This is a genomic window from Neisseria dentiae (assembly GCF_024580525.1).
Taxonomy (GTDB): Bacteria; Pseudomonadota; Gammaproteobacteria; order Burkholderiales; family Neisseriaceae; genus Neisseria; species Neisseria dentiae_A.
Genome location: NZ_JANIKQ010000005.1, coordinates 90,397 through 113,255, shown reverse-complemented (window position 1 = coordinate 113,255; position 22,859 = coordinate 90,397). Strand labels below are relative to the sequence as shown.

Annotated in this window: 16 protein-coding genes; 4 read left to right on the top strand and 12 right to left on the bottom strand. The window is 54.5% G+C overall.

Features of this window, described 5'->3' with window-relative positions:
- Positions 1-63: 63 nt before the first annotated feature.
- From ccsB to NQ012_RS04885, 3 genes are all read right to left on the bottom strand, one after another.
- The gene (gene ccsB, locus NQ012_RS04895; RefSeq protein ID WP_257066497.1) at positions 64-1,260 is read right to left on the bottom strand and encodes a c-type cytochrome biogenesis protein CcsB; all 1,197 of its coding nucleotides are present in this window, start codon (positions 1,258-1,260) and stop codon (positions 64-66) included.
- 100 nt (positions 1,261-1,360) lie between these two features.
- The gene (locus NQ012_RS04890) at positions 1,361-3,316 is read right to left on the bottom strand and encodes a cytochrome c biogenesis protein ResB (protein ID WP_257066518.1); all 1,956 of its coding nucleotides are present in this window, start codon (positions 3,314-3,316) and stop codon (positions 1,361-1,363) included.
- 303 nt (positions 3,317-3,619) lie between these two features.
- Positions 3,620-4,243 carry a c-type cytochrome gene (locus NQ012_RS04885; RefSeq protein WP_257066496.1) on the bottom strand — a complete coding sequence of 208 codons (624 nt, stop codon included), beginning with the start codon at positions 4,241-4,243 and terminating at the stop codon, positions 3,620-3,622.
- Positions 4,244-4,384: 141 nt separating this feature from the next.
- Between NQ012_RS04885 and yihA the strand changes: the two genes are divergently transcribed.
- Complete coding sequence (yihA, locus tag NQ012_RS04880; protein ID WP_257066495.1) at positions 4,385-5,014, top strand: ribosome biogenesis GTP-binding protein YihA/YsxC; 630 nt, start codon at positions 4,385-4,387, stop codon at positions 5,012-5,014.
- A 75-nt stretch (positions 5,015-5,089) separates the two neighbouring features.
- On the opposite strand, the gene pta is transcribed toward yihA, so the two are convergent.
- The 8 genes from pta to pilM form a co-directional block, all read right to left on the bottom strand.
- Entirely contained in the window at positions 5,090-6,601 is a 1,512-nt protein-coding gene (gene pta / locus NQ012_RS04875) for a phosphate acetyltransferase (RefSeq protein ID WP_257066494.1), read from the bottom strand.
- Positions 6,602-7,107: 506 nt separating this feature from the next.
- Positions 7,108-8,187: a 3-dehydroquinate synthase gene (gene aroB, locus NQ012_RS04870; protein ID WP_257066493.1), complete on the bottom strand. Its 1,080-nt coding sequence runs from the start codon at positions 8,185-8,187 to the stop codon at positions 7,108-7,110.
- Positions 8,188-8,852: 665 nt separating this feature from the next.
- Positions 8,853-9,389, bottom strand: coding sequence for a shikimate kinase (locus tag NQ012_RS04865; protein WP_257066492.1), 537 nt, complete (start codon positions 9,387-9,389; stop codon positions 8,853-8,855).
- A gap of 64 nt (positions 9,390-9,453) precedes the next feature.
- A complete protein-coding gene (gene pilQ / locus NQ012_RS04860) occupies positions 9,454-11,628 on the bottom strand; it encodes a type IV pilus secretin PilQ (RefSeq protein WP_257066491.1) in 2,175 nt (724 codons plus the stop codon).
- Between the two features lie 15 nt (positions 11,629-11,643).
- Complete coding sequence (locus tag NQ012_RS04855; RefSeq protein WP_257066490.1) at positions 11,644-12,171, bottom strand: pilus assembly protein PilP; 528 nt, start codon at positions 12,169-12,171, stop codon at positions 11,644-11,646.
- Positions 12,172-12,188: 17 nt separating this feature from the next.
- Entirely contained in the window at positions 12,189-12,830 is a 642-nt protein-coding gene (locus NQ012_RS04850; protein WP_257066489.1) for a type 4a pilus biogenesis protein PilO, read from the bottom strand.
- A gap of 3 nt (positions 12,831-12,833) precedes the next feature.
- On the bottom strand, positions 12,834-13,442 hold the full coding sequence (locus NQ012_RS04845) for a PilN domain-containing protein (RefSeq protein ID WP_257066488.1): 609 nt from the start codon (positions 13,440-13,442) through the stop codon (positions 12,834-12,836).
- Position 13,443: 1 nt separating this feature from the next.
- Positions 13,444-14,541, bottom strand: coding sequence for a type IV pilus assembly protein PilM (gene pilM, locus NQ012_RS04840; RefSeq protein ID WP_257066487.1), 1,098 nt, complete (start codon positions 14,539-14,541; stop codon positions 13,444-13,446).
- A 150-nt stretch (positions 14,542-14,691) separates the two neighbouring features.
- Here pilM and NQ012_RS04835 point away from each other — a divergent pair, with 150 nt between their 5' ends.
- The 3 genes from NQ012_RS04835 to mnmG all read left to right on the top strand — a co-directional run bounded on the left by NQ012_RS04835 (position 14,692) and on the right by mnmG (position 19,628).
- Positions 14,692-17,118, top strand: a complete 2,427-nt coding sequence (locus tag NQ012_RS04835) for a penicillin-binding protein 1A (RefSeq protein ID WP_257066486.1) — start codon at positions 14,692-14,694, stop codon at positions 17,116-17,118.
- A gap of 166 nt (positions 17,119-17,284) precedes the next feature.
- Entirely contained in the window at positions 17,285-17,635 is a 351-nt protein-coding gene (locus NQ012_RS04830) for a PepSY domain-containing protein (RefSeq protein WP_257066485.1), read from the top strand.
- Positions 17,636-17,741: 106 nt separating this feature from the next.
- A complete protein-coding gene (mnmG, locus tag NQ012_RS04825; protein ID WP_257066484.1) occupies positions 17,742-19,628 on the top strand; it encodes a tRNA uridine-5-carboxymethylaminomethyl(34) synthesis enzyme MnmG in 1,887 nt (628 codons plus the stop codon).
- A gap of 52 nt (positions 19,629-19,680) precedes the next feature.
- Here the strand turns inward: mnmG and NQ012_RS04820 are convergent, their stop codons facing one another.
- Positions 19,681-22,800, bottom strand: a complete 3,120-nt coding sequence (locus NQ012_RS04820) for an efflux RND transporter permease subunit (protein ID WP_257066483.1) — start codon at positions 22,798-22,800, stop codon at positions 19,681-19,683.
- Between the last annotated feature and the right edge of the window lie 59 nt (positions 22,801-22,859).

The window sequence follows — 22,859 nt, the reverse complement described above, 5'->3', positions numbered from 1 at the left end:
TAAGCAAAAAATCACAGGCCGTCTGAAATATTTTCAGACGGCCTGAAGCATAATGGCTGCGGTTTACAGGGTGCCGTAAGAGTGCAGGCCGCTCAAAAACATATTCACGCCGATAAAGGCGAAGGCGGTGATAAACAGGCCGATAATCGCCCACCATGCCAGCACTTTGCCGCGCCAGCCCGCCACCAGCCGCATATGCAGCCACACGGCGTAGTTCAGCCACACGATAAACGCCCAGGTTTCTTTAGGATCCCAGCTCCAATAGCGCCCCCAAGCGTCGGCCGCCCACAGCGCGCCGAGTATGGTGGCAATGGTGAAAAACAGAAAGCCGACGGCGATGGCTTTATACATCACTTCTTCGATGGTTTGCGAATCGGGCAGCCAAGATTTTTTACCGGCGTTTTCGCTGCGGATGGCCAGCAGTTCGGCGATGCCGAGCATGGCGGAAATACAGAACGCGCCGTAGCCGATAAAGTTGGCGGGCACATGGATTTTCATCCACCAAGATTGCAGCGCGGGAATCAGCGGCTGGATGGCGTGCGCTTCGCGCGACAGGCTGTACCACAACACAAACACCACCACGGCGGCCATAAACGAGAGCACGAAGCCGCCGAGTTTCTGCACGGCGAATTTGCTTTCGTAATAAAGATACATCAAAGCGGTAATCACCAAAAACAGAATAAACACTTCATAGAGGTTGGAAACGGGGATATGCCCTGCGTCGGGGCGCAGCAGATAGCTTTCGTGCCAGCGCACCAACAGGCCGGTGAAGCCCGCCAGCGCAGAAACCCAGGTGAGCGCGGTGCCGATGCCCAGCAGCGTGTTGGTGGCGGTTTGCCGCCTGTTGGCCGTAAATGCGCCGGCGATGTAGCAAAACAGAGCCAGAAACACGGTGGCGCACTGCCACATCACCGCCGACTGGCTGCTTAAAAAATATTTCAGCAAAAAGCGGTCGGCGCGGGCGATGTCGCCGCTGTAAAGCTGCACTGCTCCGTAGGCCAGCAGCACCGAAACCACGGTAAACCAGCGCAGGGGTTTGAAAAACCAGCCCAGCAATACGGCCGCCGCAGCGCAAAACCACAAAATCACCACTTCGTAGATGTCCATGTGGTGGCCGACGTGAAACTGTGCGAACACCGCCGTTACCGCCACGACCAAAGCAAACAGCCAGTCTAAAACGTTGAGGCGGCGTAGAAACGGTTTGTGGGCCAAGAGGGCGTGTTCGGATAATTTTCCGGTGTTGTTTATGGTTTGGTTCATGGTGTAGAGCCTAAATATGCGTGATTTTTCAGACGGCCTGTTTATGGTGGATTTACTTAATCACATTAAGTGCCGGAGGCCGTCTGAAAAAGCAGCCGTATTAATCGGTTTTCTTCAAATCGGCGGCAAGGGTTTCGAGGGCGGCCGCGTGTTTGGGAAACTCTTTCTGCAAATCGCGTTCGCTGCGCGACGACGACATCGAAAAGCGCACGCCGTCTTTATCGAATAACACCCATGCGCGTTTTTCGCGGATGTAAAACATAAACACCGTGCCCAAAACCAGCAGCACCGAGCCGAGGTAAACCAGCGATGCGCCCGGGGCGCGGGTCATTTGCAGGCCGGAAGAGCGTACTTCTTTGTAGCCGTTCAGTTGCAGCAGCACGGGCGCGGGATATTCGGTAAGGCCGGTGTAGGCGTCCATGCTGTTGAGCAGGAAGCGGTTGCGCGCTTCGCCGGGTTGCCAATCGGGCAGCCGGTAGGTTTTGATGGTGTCGTCGAGCAAAACGTTCATGGCGCCGTAGAGTATCTGGTAGAAAAAGCCCTGCATTTTTTCTTGCTCGGCGGGCGGAATGTTTTTTTCGAGATAGTCGTTCAACGCCAGATAGCCGCCTTTGGCGAAAATCGCCAGCGTGTTTTCGGCGGCTTGGTTGAATACTGCGCGTATGTTTTCGGGCGCACCGGCGGCGGAAACCGCAATCACGCGTTTGCGCACTTCGGGGTTGCTCAAATGTTCGCGCAAGGCCATGAAGGTGTCGATGCTGCCGCTGCCGTCCATAGGAATGCGCAGCCAGCGGTATTGCTGCTCCAGCCCCGTGCGCGTGCCGGTGATGTAGAAATAGTCTTCTTCCTGTTTCACCGGCAGCATATAGTTTTTATATTCGACGGCCTGCCCGGCCTTATCACGGATGCGGTACACAATCGAGGGGCCGATGTTGGTGAATTTTTTATCCTGCCTCACGCTGCGCACATCGTTGATGGCCGTCTGAAAGTTCAGTTTGCCTTTTTCTTGCGGCGCGCTCATGTCTTCCACGTTCATCGCCGTGAATTGGTCGAATTCCAAGCGGTATTGCTCGCTGCCCAAATTAAGCGGGAAGGCGCTCATCGACACCGCATCCATTTCGGCGGGCGTGCGGCCGGGGTTGCTGAGGTTCCAAACCTTGAATTTCAAACCGGAGCCGCCGTCGGCAAAGCTGGCCTGATAGATGGTGATGCCGTCGACCGTGAGCGGGTGGTTGACGCGTATGGTTTTTTCGGTTTTCCTGCCGCTGGCTTTGTCGGTTACAACCAAATCGCTGGCAAAATCTTTGGGCATGCCGGTGTTGTAGAAGTCGATATGGAATTTTTTCAATTCGACGCTAAACGGCAAATCCTGAACCAGCATCCCTTTGTCGGCATTTAAAAACACCACGTCGGCGCTTTGGCCTTCGGTGATGTTCACGTTGCCGCGAAACGAAATATTGCCGCTGCCCAAAATGCTTTCGGGTTTGAAATCTTTGGCAAACATCGAATCGTTGTCGGGCACGATTCTGCCGGTAAGCATGCCCGCTTTGAGCAGCAGGTTGCTGTCTATCAGGCCGCCCAAACAGATAACGATGATGGCGGCGTGGGCGAAAATATAGCCCCATTTGTTCATCGCCCCTTTTTTCGCCGCCACCAGCACCGAGTCGTCTTCACGTTCGACGGTTTTACTGCTGAAGCCCTGTACACTTAAATAGCGTGCGGCGATTTCGGGGGAAAGGCCGCCGCCGATAAGTGCGGTGTGTTTCATCGAGGCCAGCGATTTTTTGCCCGCATTCACGCGGAACGACTTCATTTCGCGCACAAACGGCGGGATATTGCGCCACAGGCACAGGCCGGTGGAGAGCACCAGAAAAATCATAATCAGCACGAACCAGCCCGAGGCATACACATCGTAGAGGCCCAAAAAGCCGAATATTTCCGACCAAAACGGGCCGAATTTCACCACATAATCGGTGGGCTGCTGGTTTTGCTGCAATACCGTGCCGATAACCGATGCCACGCCCAGCAGGCTGAGCAGGGAGACGGCAAAGCGCATGGAACTTAAAAAAGCGAACCACGGGCGGCGGATTAACGGAACGTGAGCTTGGGGTTTTGCCATAAGGTTTATGATTCGGATGCCGGGTAGAAAAGCTGTTGCCGCAGGGTAAATTAATCTGTGCAGGCAAAGGCCGTCTGAAACCAGCGTAAACGGGTTTGCTTAAGAAATTCTGAAGTATAGCCTACAACCGTGAAAAATTCACGGCGGCAGATTTGCGGCGGCGCAGGCAAAAGCCGCCGTTTATTGCAGCCGAAGGCCGTCTGAAAATACTTTTCAGACGGCCTTCGGAAAAAAACACAATCAATGCAGGCCTTGGATAAAGTTGGCTACCGCATTCAATTCTTCGTCAGACATACGGCCCGCTATATCGGCCATGATGGTATTGGTGCGCTGGCCCGATTTATATGCCTGCATTTGCGTGATGATGTAATCTTTATGCTGGCCGCCCAAACGCGGATAGGCCGTAATTTCGGTGCCGCCGCCCGGCATACCCGCACCGTTGGGGCCGTGGCAGGCCATGCAGGCGGGGATTTTTTTATCGGCCAAACCGCCGCGGAAAATCTTGGCACCCAGCTCGGGGTTGTCTTTCGGGTTGGCTTCGCCCTGTTTCGGCGTTTGTTTGGCATAGAAAGCCGCCACGTCGCGCATATCCTGGTCAGACAAAGCCGCCACCATCGGCGCCATGGCAGCCGCAGCGCCGGTTGTGCGTTTGCCTTCTTTGATGGCCTTGGTTTGCACGAACAGATAATGCGCATTTTGCGCCGACAGTTTCGGATACATGGCAATGCCGCTGTTACCGTCGGCCGCGTGGCAGGCCGCGCAGATATTGGTTGCGATTTCTTTGCCTTTGGCAAGATCGGCCTTCGGCGCCGCCGTTACCGCTCCTGCAGCCAAAGCCAGCGCCAACAAGGTCAAACGTTTCATGGAGTGCTCCTGAATAATGGCACGGCGGCCTGCGCCGCCCCTGCCCTTTACGATACTCAACACGGGTGTGCTGCCACCCGACTAAACCGATAAATTCTTAATCGTGGTATTCTATACCAAATTCACACAATTTTACCAGTTATGAACCTATTTCAAAACGCAAAATTCTTCACCACGGTCAATCATCTGAAAGATTTGCCCGACACGCCCGCCGAAATCGCTTTCGTGGGGCGCAGCAATGCCGGCAAATCCAGCGCCATCAATACGCTGACCAACCATGTCCGGCTGGCTTATGTGTCGAAAACCCCCGGCCGCACCCAGCATATCAATTTTTTCGAGCTGTCCAACGGCGGCTTTATGGTGGACTTGCCGGGCTACGGTTATGCCCAAGTGCCCGAAGCCGTGCGCGCGCATTGGGTGAAACTGCTCGGCGATTATCTGCAACAGCGCAGGCAGCTTATCGGCCTGGTGTTGATCATGGATGCCCGCCATCCGCTCAAAGCGCTGGATATCCAAATGTTGGACTTTTTCCACGCCACCGGCCGGCCGGTGCATATTTTGCTTTCGAAAGCCGATAAATTATCTAAAAACGACCAAATCAAAACTTTGAGCGCAGTCAAAAAAATGCTCAAGACATATATGGAGCGCCAGCAAATCAGTGTACAGCTTTTTTCGAGCCTGAAAAAGCAGGGAATAGAAGAAGTGAACGGGGTGGTGGGCGAATGGTTTGCGAAAGAAGCGCAGGCGGAAGGTGATAAAGAAGAAGGCTGATTATAGAAGCCGGATAATCAAACAGGCCGTCTGAAACATTTCAGACGGCCTGCGGTTTTATCAGCCCAACGGTGTTTATTCGGCCATTTGCACGGCCTGAATGGCGGTGAGGGCGATGGTGTAAACGATGTCGTCAACCAATGCGCCGCGCGACAGGTCGTTTACGGGTTTGCGCAAACCTTGCAGCATCGGACCTACGCTCAATACGTTGGCGTTGCGCTGTACGGCTTTGTAGGTGCAGTTGCCGGTGTTGAGGTCGGGGAACACCAACACGGTGGCCTGACCGGCCACTTTGCTGTCGGGCGCTTTGGATTTGGCTACGCTGGGCACGGTGGCGGCATCATATTGCAGCGGGCCGTCCACATCGATATCGGGGCGTTTTTCGCGCACGATGGCGGTGGCCTGTGCCACTTTTTCCACGGCAGGGCCTGCGCCCGAGGTGCCGGTTGAGTAGGAAATCATCGCCACTTTCGGTTCGATGCCGAAGGCTTTGGCGGAATCAGCGGATTGGATGGCGATGTCGGCCAGTTGTTCGGGCGTAGGCTCGGGGTTAACCGCACAGTCGCCGTAAACCAGCACTTGGTTGGGCAGCAGCATGAAGAATACGCTGGATACGAGGCTGGCACCGGGCGCGGTTTTAATCAGTTGCAGGGCGGGGCGGATGGTGTTGGCGGTGGTGTGCACAGCGCCGGATACCAAGCCGTCCACATGGTTCAGCGCCATCATCATGGTGCCCAGCACCACGGTGTCTTGCAGCTGTTCGCGCGCCTGTTCGGGGGTTAGGCCTTTGCTCTTGCGCAGTTCGCACATCGGCTCGACGTATTGCTCGATCAGGGTCGCCGGGTCGATGATTTCCAGAGAATCGGGCAGGGTGATGTGGCGTTCTTTGGCGACTGCTTCCACTTCGGCGCGGGGAGCCAGCAACACGCAGCGGGCAATGCCTTTTTCGTGGCAGATGGCGGCCGCCTGAACGGTGCGCGGTTCGGCGCCTTCGGGCAAGACGATGCGTTTGTTGGCTTTGCGGGCGGATTCCATCATGTTGACGCGGAATTGCGCGGGCGACATACGGCCGGTTTTTTTCAGCAAAAGGTCGGTGTTGCCGATGTTTTGTGACGAGCCGAAATAGGCCAGACCGGTTTTTTCGGCAACGGCGGCACCCAAGCCTGCGTCGGCATTACCGTCGAGAATGAAACCTGCCAGCACGCCCGGCGCGGTGGCGTAGGCTTGTTTGGCGATGTTCAGTTTGTTGGTGAGGTGTTCGACATCTTCGTTGTCGGTAAACACGGAAAACACCACATTGGCATCGAGCGATTGGGCCAATTCGAGGTTGCGGGTGGAAAGGAACAGTTTTTCCGCATCGGGTTTGATGCCTTTGATAACGATATTTTTGGCGTTTATTTTGGCAACGCGGGATACCAGCATGTCGAGCCAGTCGTCGCATTTGCCGGCACACAGCATTTTTTCGGCTTCGCCGGTTTCGTCGAGCGCGCGGGATGCGGCGGCATCGGGCAGGGCGGCGGCTACGGCTTGGGTTACGGCCCAGCCGTCTGAACGGGTAGATACGGGAACAATCAATACGGTAGCCATGAATAATCCTTTTGTAAACTAAAACCTGAAGGGGAAATCGGGGTCATTCTATCACTTTGATTAGGCGGTTTATACCTGTAATTTTTGCGCGGCTTAAACTAGCTGCCGGCTTATTGTTTTAAATCAAGCCGCTGCGGCGGACGCAAAAAGTATATACGTCATACTCGGGTCAGGCCCGAGCATGACGGAACGGTTGCCGGAACTGCTACTTAAAGTAAGCAGTTTGAGACCTTTGCAAAAATACCTTAAAAGGCCGTCTGAAATGTTTAAATCCCGTCATTAGCTTCGCAAGTCCGCTGCAGCTTCGCAAGTCCACTGCGCTACCCCCGCGCAGGCGGGAATCTTAATGTTTAGTATTCAAGTGTTTGTTTAATCAATACTTCAACTTTTCCATCTAGATTCCCGCTTGCGCGGGCATAACGAGGAATAGGCATTTCAGACGGCCTCAACGACTTGCAAAGGTTTCGGTTTTAACCATATTCGCCGCCGCCGGACGGTTGCAGGTTTTATAGATAGGGTTGCAGGGTTTCGTGCAAGATTTCCATATCGGTGATTTCGGTGATATTGGCTTCGCCCAAGCGGTTGAGTCCTACAAAACGCATGGTGCCGCTGTCCACTTTTTTATCGTGCCGCATATGTTCTATCCATTTTTCAAATGTGAAACGGGGCGGGGCTACGGGCAGGGCGGCCCGTTCCAACAGGCCGGCGATGCGTTCGGTGTCGGCAGGTTTCAGACGGCCTAAAGTTTCCGACAGGCGGCAGGCCAGCACCATGCCTGCGGCCACGGCTTCGCCGTGCAGCCATACGCCGTAGCCCATTTCGGCTTCGATGGCGTGGCCGAAAGTGTGCCCTAAGTTGAGCCACGCGCGGATGCCTTGTTCGGTTTCGTCTTGGGCGACGATGTCGGCTTTCATTTTGCAGCAGTGGTACACGGCTTCGGCCAGCGGGGCAGGCTCCTGCCGCATCAGCTCGGGCATATGGTTTTCGAGCCAATCCAAGAAATCGAGGTCGCCCAGTGCACCGTATTTGATCACTTCCGCCATACCTGCGGAAAGCTCGCGCGCAGGCAGGGTGGCCAGCGTGCTTAAATCGGCCAGTACGGCGCGGGGTTGGTAAAACGCACCGATCATGTTTTTACCCAGCGGGTGGTTGATGGCGGTTTTGCCGCCCACAGATGAATCGACCTGGCTCAGCAGCGTGGTGGGGACTTGGATAAACGGTATGCCGCGCTGGTAGGTGGCGGCGGCAAAGCCGACAATGTCGCCGATAACGCCGCCGCCCAAGGCGATCAGCGTGGTTTTGCGGTCGGCGCGGTTCTGCATCAGGCCGTCGAAAATCAGGTTGAGGGTTTGCCAGTTTTTGTGTTGTTCGCCGTCGGGCAGCACAATATCGAAATGTTCGATACCGAGCTTGTTTAAGGCCGTCTGAAAAGCAGGCAGGTATAGGGCGGCAACGGTTTCGTTGGTAACGATGGCTGCTTTTTTGCTCAAATAAGGTTTCAGCAGGGTGTCGGCTTGGGTAATCAGGTTTTCACCGATAAAGATGGGATATTGGTGGGAGGGCGTGGCTACGGTTAGGGTGCGCATGGTGGTGTCCGTTTATATCGGGTGGCGGAAAATACAATAACAGGGTTGTGATTATCAAGCAGGCCGGAAATTTTGCAAAACCGCCTTAAGGCCGTCTGAAAACTTAATGCGAACACGGTTTCAGGTAACATCAGCCAATCATTGCCGGGTCAAGCCCGATAATGACAAAATCAAATATTTCAGACGGCCTTAAGCGGTTTTATAAAGGTTTCGGCCTAAGCAACTTGAAAAATCTGCAGGCCGAGACCTTTGCAAAACTCAAATTGCTATCTAAAAAATCTGAACTCCGTCATTCCCGCGCAGGCGGGAATCCAGATGCTTGGCATCCAAGTATTTGTTTAATCAATGCTTCAATATTTACATCTGGATTCCCGCCTGCGCGGGAATGACGAAATCAAACATTTCAGACGGCCTGAAGGCAATTTTGCAAAGGTCTCAGGCCGGGAATCCTACAAAGAATTCATTTCAGAATCTTAAAATATCTTCGTCATACTCGGGCTTGACCCGAGTATCTTCTATTTTTTAACAACAAAAAGATGCTCGGGTCAAGCCCGAGCATGACGGTGGTTGGATATTTCAGACGGCCTGAACGACTTGCAAAGGTCTCGGCCTGAGCGAATTTATAAAGGTTTCTGAAGCTGTAAAAAAACGGCGGGGCAACACGGCTATGCCTGTTTCTGCGCCCAAGCCTGCAACAGGTTTTCGGCGGTTTTGTGGCAGTTTTGCCGGTTGGCTTCGATAACGATATGGGCGGCGGAGCGGTAAATGTTATCGCGCACATTGTATAGCTCTTGCAGTTTGGCCAATGGGTCTGCCACTTGCAGCAGCGGGCGGTTGGTATCGCAGCGGGTGCGTTCGAGCAGTACGTCGGGGCAGGCGTGCAGATACACCACGGTGCCGCGTTCGCGCAGCCTGCGGTGGTTTTCCTCACGCATCACCGCGCCGCCGCCGGTGGCCAGCACGATGTTATCCAGCGCGGTCAGCTCGTCTATCATCGCGGCTTCACGGTCGCGGAAACCCTGCTCGCCTTCCAGCTCGAAAATGGTCGGAATCGACACGCCGGTGCGCTTGCAGATTTCTTGATCGCTATCGTAGAAAGGGCGGTTCAGTATTTGGGCGATATGCTTGCCCAGCGTGGTTTTGCCCGCCCCCATCAGTCCGATTAAAAATAAATTGCCTGCTATGTTTTCCATAGCAGGCATTGTAAACGAAAATATACGCAAAGTGTTTAAAGTGTATATTTTCCCAAAAGGTTTTCAGACGGCCTTAGTAGCGCAGGTTGCTGCCCACATGATCCATAATACGCGGAGTGATGAAAATCAGCAGTTCGCGGCGTGCTTCTTTACGGGTGCGCGATTTGAAGAGGTTGCCCACCACGGGAATATCGCCCAGCAGGGGAACTTTGGCTACGGTGTTGCCGCTTTCTTCTTCATAAATGCCGCCCACAATCAGCGTGCCGCCGTCTTCCACCATTGCTTGGGTTTGCAGCTGTTTGGTGCTGATACATTTGGTGGTTACGCCGCCGCTGATACAGTCTTGCGGGCTGTCTTTATTGATTTTCACACTCATAATCACTTGGCCGTCGGGTGTGATGTTGGGGGTAACGGTTAATCCCAACACGGCTTTTTTGAACGTGATGGAGGTGGCGCCGCTGGAGGTTGCTTCTTCATAAGGGATTTCCGAACCCGATTCGATTTTGGCTTCTTTGCGGTCTTGGGTTAACACGCGTGGGTTGGAAATAATTTTGCCTTTGCTTTGTTCCTGCATGGCTGCCAGTTCCAAACCCAAGGCTCCGGAAGAAACTGCCCGCACCAATGCAATGCTGGAAGTGGCGGCGGCAACCGGCAGGCTGATGTTCGGACTCATTTCCAACGGGGTGGTGGTGGGAATGGTTGACGAACCGCTGAGAACAGCATTAGCCAGCGTTACACCGTTGTTATAAGCAGTGCCGGAGTTGTTAACTGCATTCGTCCAGTTTGACCCCCAAGTAGAACGGCCGTTTACACCGGTGTAGCCGAATTTGACACCCATAGCGCGCGAGAAACCATCATCTGCTTCAACAATACGCGCTTCCACCATCACTTGGCGGGTGGGAACATCCAACTCTTCGATCAGTTTTTGGAATTTCTGAATAACGAGGCGGTTGTCGGTAATAATCAGAGTGTTGGTGGCAGGGTCGATGAGGGCGCTGCCGCGTCCGCTCAACAAGGTATTGCGGTCGCTGCTGTTGCCGCTCTCGTCTAAACGCAGGATTTTGCGGAACTCTTCCACGTTTTTGTATTTTAATTGGAAGGTTTGCGACAACAAGGGGCCGAGGTCGTCGATTTCTTTTTGGGCCTGCAAAGTGGCTTTGTCTTTTGCCAGCAATTCTTCGCGGGGCGCCACGTTGATGATGTTGCCTTGGCGGCGCATATCGAGATTGCGCGCCTGCATCACCAAATCCAACGCCTGATCCCACGGCACGTCTTTCAGAGAAAGGGTCATTTTGCCGTTAACGGTGTCGCTGGCAACAATGTTCATGCCGGATTCTTTGGCGAGAATCTGCAAAATGGTGCGTACTTCCACGTCTTGGAAGTCTAAAGAAATTTTGCGGCCGTTAAACGATTTGTTGGGGGTGGCGGACAAACCCTGCGAAGCAATGTTGGCTTTTTGGCTGATTTCAAAGCTGAAGCGGCCGTTGGCGGATTGCGTGTTCACATCCCAGCTGCCGTGGTTGCGGATAACCAATTGGGTGTCGTTGCCGATACGTTTCATCGTAACGTTGCGGACAGGCGTGTTGAAGTCGCTTACATCCAAGCTGCGTTGCGCTTGGGCGGGCAGCGGATGGTTTTTCAGGGTAACGGTGATGCGGTCGCTTTGCTTTTTGATATCCGGTTGGCCGGTAAAGCCGGGTGCGCTCAGCTCGATAATGCCTGAGTTGCGTGCACCTTTGCGGAAGTCGATATTGGCAGATGCGGCCGCCTGCTCGCGGCGGGGAGCGGTAACGGCAGCGGGTGCGGCAGGTGCGGCGGCAACAGCCGTATGGTTACGTTGTTGCGGCGTGCGGGTGGTTTGGTCAGCCGCCTCGCTCACATATACCCATACTTCGTTGCCTTTGATTTCGGTATTGTATTGGCTGGCTTTGTTCAGGCCGAGCAGAATGCGCGCACGGCTGTCGTTTTGGGCGGCGGTAATCTGATTGATCAACGGGTCGGCATATTCCAAAACGGGTTGCGGCAATTGCATGTTGGTGTTGCTGAAGTCCAAGGCGATGCGCGCAGGGGTGGTGGTGATGAAGCCGCGCGGTGTGGCTACATCTTTATCAAATTTGATTTTGATGATTTTTTGGTTGTTGGGCAAAGACGATACATTGATATCGGTGATATTGCCTGCAAAGGCCGTCTGAACGGCAAAACCGACGCTGACGGCGGCGAATATTTTTTTAATGTTGCGTGAGTTCATGAGTAAAGCCCCTTGTTATTTGTTGTTTTGAGCGGCGTTGTTGTCGGCGCTGCTCAACGGTAGTTCTGCTTTTCGGTAGGTCCAGTTGCCGTAGGTGTCTTCTACAAGCTCCGTAATCGTAATCAGGTCGGGTGTGATGCTTTGGATCCGACCGTGGTTTTGGCCGATGTAGTTGCCCGGTTGTACGGTGTAAACGTGGCCGTCGGCTTCTACATAACCGGTAACCCGGTTTCCTTTACTTAAAGTGCCTACATATTTCAGCGTTTCCAAACTAAAGTTTTCCAACACTTCTTTCGGGCGGTTGGTGTTTGGAGCGTTGGCTCCCTGCTGTGCTGCATTCAAACGTTTGCTGTCGAAGGCATTCAGGCCGCTGTGGTTGGGCGGTGTGTAGGTTTTGGCCTGGCTGACCGAGGGTGCTTCAAAAGGAATCACTTTAGATTTGGCCTGCTGGCGGGTATCGTTCATCCATTGGTTCAAATCTTCGTGGGCCGGTGTGCAGGCGGATAACGCCAATATGCCTGCGAGCAGTATTTTATTTTTCATGGTGGTTCTCTCAGGGGTTATTGGGGTTTCTGTGTCTCGCTGGCTGCTTTGGCCGCTTCAAGTTCGGCTGCCACTTCTTCGGCAGGACGGGCTTTATAGGTGTTGGCCGTAGCACTCAGGGTCAGCAGGTTGTTTTTGTCGTCTTTATTGCTGATTTTCAGCGATTCCAAAGTAATAATCCGTGAAAGTGTGCCGACGTCGCGGGCAAACTGGCTGATTTGGCCGTATTTTCCGGTGATGGCGATTTCATACGGCAAAACCTGAATGGGGCCGTCGTTTACCGGTGCGCTAGGGGTAACGCTGTCCATACGCAGTCCGTTGGTTGCGCCGGCCTGATGCAGTTCCTGAACCAAGTTAGGAATCTCGGCATCTGTGGGCAATTGCTTGAGCAAAACGTTGAACGATGAGCGGATGGCATCTAATTCGGCTTTCAGGTTATCCAAGTTTGCCGCTTCGATACTCTTTTTCGTGTAGGTTTCTTTCAGCTCGACCTCCTTGGCGTTGGCGGCATCCAGCGTTTCCAATTGGGAGCGGAACAGGCCGATGTAGCCCAAGCCCAAAACGCCGGCAACCAACAAACCTGCCAAACCCAGCTTGGCGGGCATACCTAATAAGTGGAGGGTTTTAATGTCTAAGTTTTTAAGTGTGTTTGCGGCCATGTTTTATTTCCCTTGTGCGGCAGTTGCGGTTTGGGCGGGTGCCTGGCCGTTTGCTGCCGGTAATGTGTAATAAGCCTGGTTTAAAAGCACTTTCAATGTAAATTCTTGGGCGTTGTCCACTTTTTTGATGTTCAGCAGTTCCGGCTGCATGAAAATACCCGTGCTGGGAATGGAACGCATAAACATGGCGATTTTGTTGTCGCTGGTGGCTTTGCCGCTTACGGTGTATGTGGTCGGGTTTTCGGCATTAATAGCGGTGAGGTAAGTGCCTTCGGGAATCAACACGTTAAGTGTGTCGATGATATAGGCCGCCTGAAACCTTTTTTCCTGCAACTCTTCAACCTTTTGCTTTCTGGCAAGAAAATCTTCTTTTTCTTTTTGCAGCTTGTTGATTTCAAGCAGGTCTTCTTCCAGCTTGGTAATTTGCTGGCTTAAGAACTCATTGCGTTTTTCTTGGCTGCCGACGGCCTTGCTGATACCCAGATAGGTAAGTGCCGACAACCCGATGCCGACAAGCAGGGCGAACAGCATCAGTGTTTTAAACTGCTGCTTTTTCTTTTGTTGGATCTCTTCGCGGTAAGGAAGAAGATTGATTTTGGTTAATTCAATCATGTTACAGTCCCCTTAAGGCCAAGCCGAAGGCCAGTGTTAGCGTTGATGCGTCGATTTGTAGTTGTGAAATATCTATTTTATTGCTGTTGCTTGCATACAGAATCGGGTGAACACATTCGGTGGCGGTGTTGGTGTGCGAGAAAATGGTTTCCGCCAAACCGGGCTGCTGGGAGGCGGTGCCGGTGAGCAGAATGTGTTTTACGTTGGAATACTGTTCGCTCGACTGTGTGGCGTAGTAAAACTGCAATACCCGTTGTATTTCCTGAGCCACCTGGATGTTGAAGCGGTCGGCGACGGCACTTTGGTAGTCGGACGGTTTGGTGGCGGCATTCATCATTTGGGCGGCTTTTTCTTCGGTAACCTGATAAGTGCGCTGGATAAGCTGGTTGAGCTGTTCCGTGCTGACCTGAGTTTCCTGTTTGTAAAGAATTTGGCCGTTTTGGGTAATTACCGCATACATTTGCGTGGCATGAATGCCGAAAACGGCAATTTTTTCATGCTCGAGTTCGGGGGCGTGCTGGTTGATCCAGAAAGAAAAGGCGTTGTTTTGCGCGAACAGGTCGATATCCATGGCGGCAAGCGGCAAGTCGGCATTTTCAAAGGCTTCGATGCGCGGTTCGACATCATCTTTGCGGGCGGCGGTGAGCAAAACGCGTTGGCCGACGGGCACAACGGAGGTGCCGATGGTTTGATAGTCGAAGTTCATTTCTTCGACGGGGGCGATTTGGGATACTTCGAATTCTGCGAAGCCGTCCAGATCCAGATCGGTTTCTTTTTCGTTGTACACAACGGTTTCGATGGTGGCCAAACTTTGTGGCAGGGCCGCAACGAAATTCTTAGCGGAAGTGTGAAGTTGCGCATAGGAATGTTGCAGATATGTAACAAGTTGTTCGTAGTCTTGTATTTTATTGCCCTTGATAATATTTTTAGGCAGTTTGGTAATAACGTATTTTTCCAACTGGATTTGGTTTAAACTACGCCCTGACAATTGCACCATCTTGATGGCGTACTGTCCGATATCGATGCCGACCGCCGAGCGGTTGCTGAGGTTGGATGACGTTTTACTATTTGTATTCTTTTGTTTTTTTGCTAATCGCATGATGTAACGTCCCTGTTATGTGGGGTGAGTAACAGTTTTATATTCCGTAACGGATTCCATCTGGGTTTACAAAAATATAACCTTGCATTGATGAATCTTTACCTATTTTACTTTATTTAATGCTTTTGATGGTAACTTTATTAATTAGTCATGATTAAAAAAATTATAACGACCTGTATCGGTTTGATTTTGGGCTTGGTTCTTTTTGTTGTAGGTTTGGTTGCAATAGCTATTTTGGTTACCTACCCGAAGCTGCCCTCATTGGAGGCCGTGCAACACTACCAACCCAAAATGCCGCTGACGGTTTACTCTTCCGACGGTGAAGTCATCGGCGTTTACGGTGAAGAAAGACGTTCGTTTACCAAAATCGGTGATTTTCCGAAAGTGTTGAAAGATGCCGTGGTGGCTGCCGAAGACAAACGTTTTTACGACCACTGGGGTGTGGACGTTATCGGTGTGATGCGTGCGGCGGTGGGCAATCTGACCGGCGGCGTGCAGTCGGGCGCGAGCACGATTACCCAGCAGGTGGCGCGTAATTTCTATTTGAGCAACGAACGAACCTTCACCCGTAAATTCAACGAAGCGCTGCTGGCTTATAAAATCGAGCAGTCGTTGAGCAAGGATCAGATTCTCGAGCTTTATTTCAACCAAATTTATCTGGGACAGCGCGCCTACGGCTTTGCCGCCGCTTCACGGATTTATTTCAATAAAGACGTCAAAGATTTAACTTTGGCCGAGGCCACGATTTTGGCCGGTTTGCCGAAGGCGCCCTCTACTTTTAACCCGATTGTGAATCCCGAGCGCGCCCGATTGCGTCAGAAATATATTCTCAACAATATGGTTGAGGAAAAGATGATTACGCCGCAGGAGCGCGACGAGGCGTTGGCGGAAGAGCTTCAATACAAGCGCTATGTACAGAAAATCAACCAAAGCGCCCTGTATGTGGCGGAAATGGTGCGCCAAGAGCTTTACGATAAATACGGCGAAGAGGCTTATACGCAGGGTTTCAGGGTTTATACCACGGTTCATTCCGCCAACCAGCGTGCAGCGACCGAGGCATTGCGCAAAACCCTGCGCGGTTTCGACCGCGGCAGCAGCTACCGCGGTGCGGAACACTATTTGGATTTGAGCAAAACTGACGATGCCGAAGAAACGGCGGGCCAATATCTCGCTACACTCTATACGGTTGACGGCCTGATGCCTGCGGTGGTGTTGGATACGTCCCGAAAAGGAGTGAGAATCCAATTGCCCAACGGCAACCAAACCACATTGGACAATGCCGAGCTGGGTTTTGCGGCCAAGGCCGTAAACAATAAAAAAATGGGTGATGCGCAGATACGCCGCGGAGCGGTTATCCGGGTAAAACAAAACGGCAAGCGTTGGTCGGTGGGGCAAGAGCCGCTGCTTCAAGGCGCGCTGGTGTCGCTTGATGCCAAAACCGGCGCGGTTCGTGCACTGGTGGGCGGTTACGATTTCCACAGCAGAACCTTCAACCGCGCCACACAGGCGCAACGCCAGCCGGGTTCGTCGTTCAAACCTTTCGTTTATTCGGCGGGTTTGGCCAAAGGCATGACCATGGCCACGTCTATCAACGATGCGCCGATTAATCTGCCGGGGCAGGGCAAAAACGGCGCGGTTTGGAGTCCGAAAAATTCAGACGGCCGCTACGCCGGTTTCATTACCCTCCGCCAAGCCTTAACGGCTTCGAAAAATATGGTGTCTATCCGCATCCTGATGTCTATCGGAGTGGGCTATGCACAAGAATATATCCAGCGTTTCGGCTTCAAGCCGTCTGAAATCCCCGCAGGGCTTTCGATGGCGCTGGGTACGGGCGAGACGACGCCGATGAAGATGGCCGAAGGCTATACCGTGTTTGCCAACGGCGGGTATAAAGTGTCTTCCTATGTGATTGACCGCATTTACGACGGCCAAGGCCGCCTGCGTGCGCAGATGCAGCCGCTGGAAGCCGGTAAAAACGCTCCGCAGGTAATCGATCCGCGCAACGCCTATATCATGTATAAAATGATGCAGGATGTCGTGCGTTCGGGCACGGCCACGGGCGCCAGCGCATTGGGCCGTTCGGATATCGCCGGTAAAACCGGTACCACCAACGACAACAAAGACGCATGGTTTGTGGGCTTCAACCCCGATCTCGTTACGGCGGTGTATATCGGTTACGACAAACCGAGAAGTATGGGTAATGCAGGCTACGGCGGCAGAATCGCCCTGCCGGTGTGGGTGGAATACATGCGTTTCGCGCTCAAAGGCGTGCCTTCGACAGGTATGAAAGCCCCCGAAGGCTTAGTTACCCGCGGGAACGACTATTTCTTGAAAGAGCGTCAAACCACCAACCCCGATCTGGCTTTGGATAACCGTTCGAGCCGCCCCGTGCGCAACGAGGAGCGGGATACAGAAGTGGGTGAGGGCAGCAGACAGCAAAGGCCTTCCGCATCGGAATACCGTGCGATAGAAACGCCGGTCGAACCGCTGAACGCAGGCCCTGAAGGGGAAGGCGGCGGACAGCAGGCACCGGCAAAGCAGCCGGCGCAGCCTTCACAGTTGGATAATTTATTCTGATAAGCCGTTATATAAAGGCCGTCTGAAAACGTTTTCAGACGGCCTTTTTCTATTTTTCTATTTGGTTGACGCCCTAATCTGCGGCTAACTCAGTTTGTGTAAGATGTTTGCAAAACCAATGCGGAACAGCATGTTCCTGTTTAGTAAACTTTATGAAGGACAAACCATGACAGTTAAAAAGATTATCGCCACAATTACCGCTTCCGCCATCCTCGCCCTGATTGCCGGCATTGCGGTTACCGCCTTTTCATTCGGCTTGTTTGCGCCCGTTTCGGGCAAGCAGGCAGCCGCTGCGGCAACGGCCCAAACCGGCGGCTATGCCGACGATGTAGAGTTTGAATACGGTTACCACACCGGCAGCCGCTACGAAGTGGATGTGATTGCCGGCGGCCAAAAACATGAAGTGATTGTAGATGCCAATAACGGCAAGGTACTGGCGGTGAAAAGCAAATATCACAAACAACACGACAACGCCCATGAGCCCGCGCCCGCAGTTCTCGCCCAAGATAACGGCTAAACTGCGTTTGAACGCGTAAAGCGTGTTGTTTTAAGGCCGTCTGAAACTTTCAGACGGCCTTAAAAGCGCGTACAATCACGCTATTTTTCCCAACGCATTCAACATCATGATTTACCCCAAAACCTACGACGTGATCGTGGTCGGCGGCGGCCATGCCGGCACCGAAGCCGCACTGGCCGCCGCACGCATGGGCGTGCAAACGCTTTTGCTTACCCACAACATCGAAACCCTCGGCCAAATGTCGTGCAACCCGTCTATCGGCGGCATCGGCAAAGGCCATTTGGTGCGCGAAGTCGATGCGCTCGGCGGCGCGATGGCGCTGGCCACCGATATAGGCGGCATCCAGTTCCGCCGTCTGAACGCCAGCAAAGGCGCTGCGGTACGCGCCACCCGTGCACAGGCCGACCGCATCCTTTATAAGGCCGCCATCCGCGAAATGCTGGAAAATCAGCCGAACCTTGAGCTTTTTCAGCAGCCGGTGGAAGACATCACGCTGGAAGGCGAGTGCGTATCCGGCGTGATAACCGCGATGGGAGTGGAATTCAAAGCCCGCGCCGTGGTGCTGACCGCCGGCACGTTTCTGGCGGGCAAAATCCACATCGGTTTGGAAAACTATGCCGGCGGCCGCGCGGGCGATCCGGCCGCGCAAGGTTTGTCGGGCCGTCTGAAAGAATTGAAGCTGCCGGTGTCGCGCTTGAAAACCGGCACGCCGCCGCGTATCGACGGGCGTACCATTGATTTTTCGCAACTCACCGAGCAGCCCGGCGACACGCCTGTGCCGGTGATGTCCGTGCGCGGCAATGCCGCCATGCATCCGCGACAGGTTTCCTGTTGGATTACCCACACCAATCTGCACACGCACGAGATTATCCGCTCAGGTTTCGATCGTAGCCCGATGTTTACCGGCAAAATCGAAGGCGTGGGGCCGCGCTATTGCCCGTCGATCGAAGACAAAATCAACCGTTTCGCCGATAAAGACAGCCATCAGATTTTTCTCGAGCCGGAAGGCCTGACGACCCACGAATACTACCCCAACGGCATTTCCACCAGCCTGCCGTTTGATATTCAGCTGGCGCTGGTGCGCTCGATGAAAGGTTTGGAAAACGCCCATATCCTGCGCCCCGGCTATGCCATCGAATACGACTATTTCGACCCGCGTAACCTCAAAGCCAGTTTGGAAACCAAAACCATCGCCGGCCTCTTCTTCGCCGGCCAAATCAACGGCACCACCGGCTATGAAGAAGCCGCCGCACAAGGCTTGCTGGCCGGTGCCAACGCCGTGCAATATGTGCGTGAACAAGAGCCGCTCTTGTTGCGCCGCGAGCAGGCTTATCTGGGCGTGTTGGTGGACGATTTGATTACCAAAGGCGTGAACGAACCTTACCGCATGTTTACCAGCCGCGCCGAATACCGCCTGCAATTGCGCGAAGACAACGCCGATATGCGCCTCACCGAAGACGGCCGCAAAATCGGCTTGGTCGGCGAAGCGCAATGGCGGGCGTTCAACGAAAAACGCGAAAGCATCGAGCGCGAAATCCAGCGCCTGAAAACCACTTGGTACACGCCGCAGAAACTGCCGGAGGGCGAACAAGTGCGCGTGTTCGGCCAAAAATTATCGCGCGAAGCCAACCTGCACGATTTGCTGCGCCGCCCCAATATCGATTACGCCGTGCTGATGACGCTGGAGGGCGCCATGCCGTCTGAAAGCTTGGCCGCCGAGGTGGCGGAACAAGTGGAAATCCAAGTGAAATACCAAGGCTATATCGACCGCCAAAACGACGAAATCGAAAGCCGCCGCGACATCGAAACGCTGAATCTGCCCGCCGACATCGACTATAGCAAGATCAAAGGCTTGTCGGCGGAGGTGCAGCAGAAACTCAACCAGCACCGCCCCGAAACAGTCGGCCAGGCCAGCCGCATTTCCGGCGTAACGCCCGCTGCGGTGGCATTGCTGATGGTGCATCTGAAACGCGGGTTTAAAGACGCGAAGTAGGCAGAGAACAGATCAGGCCGTCTGAAAACTTTTTCAGACGGCCTGAGTGTTTTTATATGCTGGTGTTTTCAGCGGTTTGGTTCCGTTTTTGCACCCACGCCCTCACCCATACGAAAAACACCGGCACAAACAGCAAACCGAGCACGGTCGAAATCACCGTGCCGCCGAGCACCGCCGTGCCGATGGCAACCCGGCTGGCAGCCCCCGCGCCGGTGCCCAGTGCCAGCGGCAGCACGCCGAAGCCGAAGGCGAGCGAGGTCATCACAATCGGACGCAGGCGCAGGCGGGCGGCTTCGACGGCGGCGGCAAATACGGTTTTGCCCTGCGCTTGCAGCTGCATGGCGAACTCCACAATCAGGATGGCGTTTTTGGCGGCCAGGCCGACGGTGGTGAGCAGTCCTACCTGAAAGAACACGTCGTTGTTCAGGCCGCGCAGCGAGGTGGCGGCGAGCGCGCCGAGTATGCCCAAAGCGGCGGCCAGAATCACGGCAAACGGCACGCTCCAGCTTTCATACAGCGCCGCCAGGCAGAGGAACACAAACAGTATCGAGATGGCGTATAACAGCGGTGCCTGGCTGCCGGCACGCTGTTCTTGCAGCGAAGCGCCCGTCCATTCGTAATCGAAACCGCTCGGCAATTGCGCCATGATGTTTTGCACTTCGCGCATGGCATCGCCGGAGCTGGCGCCGCTTTTCACGCCGGCCTGCATCTCCATGGCGAGGCTGCCGTTGAAGCGGATTAATTGCGGCGGGGCGATGTCCCAACGGATGGTGCTGATGGCGGAAAGCGGAATCATCTGTCCGGCCGTATTGCGCACTTTCCAGTTGCCGATATCCTGCGGCTGCATGCGGAACGGCGCATCCGCCTGCACATACACGCGTTTGACGCGGCCGTTGTGGATAAAGTCGTTCACATAAGTGCCGCCGAGCGCGTTGTTGAGCAGCTGGTTGACGGCCGCCGGTTCGACTTGGTGGGCAGCGGCTTTGAAGTTGTCCAAATCCACCGCCAGCTGGGTGCGGGCGTCTTGGTTGTTGGTGCGCACGCTGTCCAAATAAGGGCTGCTTCGTGCCAGCTCGATAAAGCGGTCTTTGGCGGCCACCAGCGCATCGTAGCCGGCGCCGTTCATGTCTTTGATCATAAAACTCACCCCGCCGGCCGAGCCGAGGCCGCGCACCACCGGCGGCAGGCTCACGAAAATGCGTGCATCGGTGCGTTTGCGCATTTCAGCAGCGATACGGCGCTCCAGCGCGGCGGCGGTGTGTTCCGCGCCCGCTCGCTCGTCCCACGGTTTGAGGCGCAAGGTGATTTGGCCGTAGCCTTGGCTGCCGCGTATGCCGGTGAGTGCGTGAACGGTGGCGACTTCGGGCTGCCGCATGAAGTAGTCGGTTAGCTCGGCTACGATTTTCTGGGTGCGTGCATCGGTGGCGCCGGGCGGCAGCGTGATGCTCACCGAGAGAAAGCCTTGGTCTTCTTCGGGCAGAAACGAGGTGGGCAGCCACACAAATAGGGCGGCACACACCGCCAAAATGCCCACAAACGCCGCCAGCATGATTTTGCTGCGCTGCAAGAGTTTGCCTGCCGTAGCGCCATACCATGCCGACGCACGTTCAAAACCGCGGTTGAATGCCAGCAAAGGCCGTCTGAACAAACCGCCGCCGGGGTTGTTATGCGCTTTGGCTTTCAAAAACTGCGCGCACATTGCCGGCGAGAGCGTTAGCGCCACCAGCACCGAAAAACCCATGGCGGCGATAATGGTGACGGCAAACTGGCGGTAAATCACGCCGGTGGAGCCGGGAAAAAACGCCATCGGCACAAACACCGCCGACAACACCATGCCGATGCCCACCAGCGCCGATGAGATTTCCCGCATGGATTTTTCGGTGGCGGTTTTCGCGTCCAGCCCCTCTTCGTGCATCACGCGCTCCACGTTTTCCACCACCACAATCGCATCGTCCACCAACAGGCCGATGGCCAGCACCAGCGCAAACATGGTCAGCATATTGATAGAATAGCCCAACAGCGCCAACACACCGAGCGTGCCCATCAGCACCACCGGCACGGCCACGGCGGGAATCAGCGTGGCGCGCCAGCTCTGCAAAAACACATACATCACAATCACCACCAACACCACCGCTTCCAGCAGCGTTTTGAGCACTTCTTCCAGCGAAGCCTTCACAAACGGCACGCTGTCTTGGCTGGTTTGCGCTTTCATGCCGTAGGGAAAACCCGGTTCCATGGCACGGATACGTGCTTCCACCGCCGCCGCCACATCCAGCGCGTTGGCATTGTCGGCCAGCACCACGCCGAACGCACCGGCTTCGCGCCCGTTGAGCCGGTTTTGCACGTCGGCGCTTTCCGCGCCCAGTTCCACCCGCGCTACGTCTTTCAGCGTAACCGCCGCGCCGCCGGCCGTGCTTTTCAAAATAATGTTTTCAAATTCGGCCACGGTGGAAAACTTGCCGCGCGCCTGTATCGGCACGTTGAGCATTTGGTTGTCTACCGCCGGCAGTTGGCCGAGCTGCCTGGCCGATACCTGCACGTTTTGGTTTTGAATCGCCGCCACCACGTCGGAGGGCATCAGTTGGTAAGACTCGAGTTTGTCGGGGTTGAGCCACACGCGCATCGCATAAGGGCTGCCGTAGAGCGTGATTTCCGCCACCCCGTCGATACGCGCCAACACATCCACCAGATTGCTGGCCAGATAATCGGTAATCATCACCCGCGACACAGCGGGATCATCGGTGGTGAACATCCAGGTAACCAGATTGTCCTGCCCGCCTTTGGTCACCGTTATCCCGCGTTCTTGCACTTCGTTGGGCAACCGCGACAGGGTTTGCTGCAAGGCGTTTTGTACCTGTACCTGCGCCACATCGATATCGGTGCCTGGCTCGAAAGTGAGGGTGGAGCGCGACTGCCCCGAAGAATCGGCGGTAGAACTCATATACATCAGGCCGTCCAGCCCCTTCATTTGCTGCTCGATGACCTGCGTAACCGAATCGTTGACCGTTTCGGCCGACGCGCCGGTATAGCGCGCCACCACCGAAATCTGCGGCGGCGCGATATTGGGATACTGTTCCAGCGGCAGCGTCAACAGCGACAAAGCGCCGGCAAAGGTGATGAAAATCGCCAATACCCAGGCAAAAACCGGGCGGCGGATAAAAAAGTGAGCCATGGTGGGGACGGATAAGTTGCGAATGTGTTATGGATTGCATTCTAACGGATATTGAAACC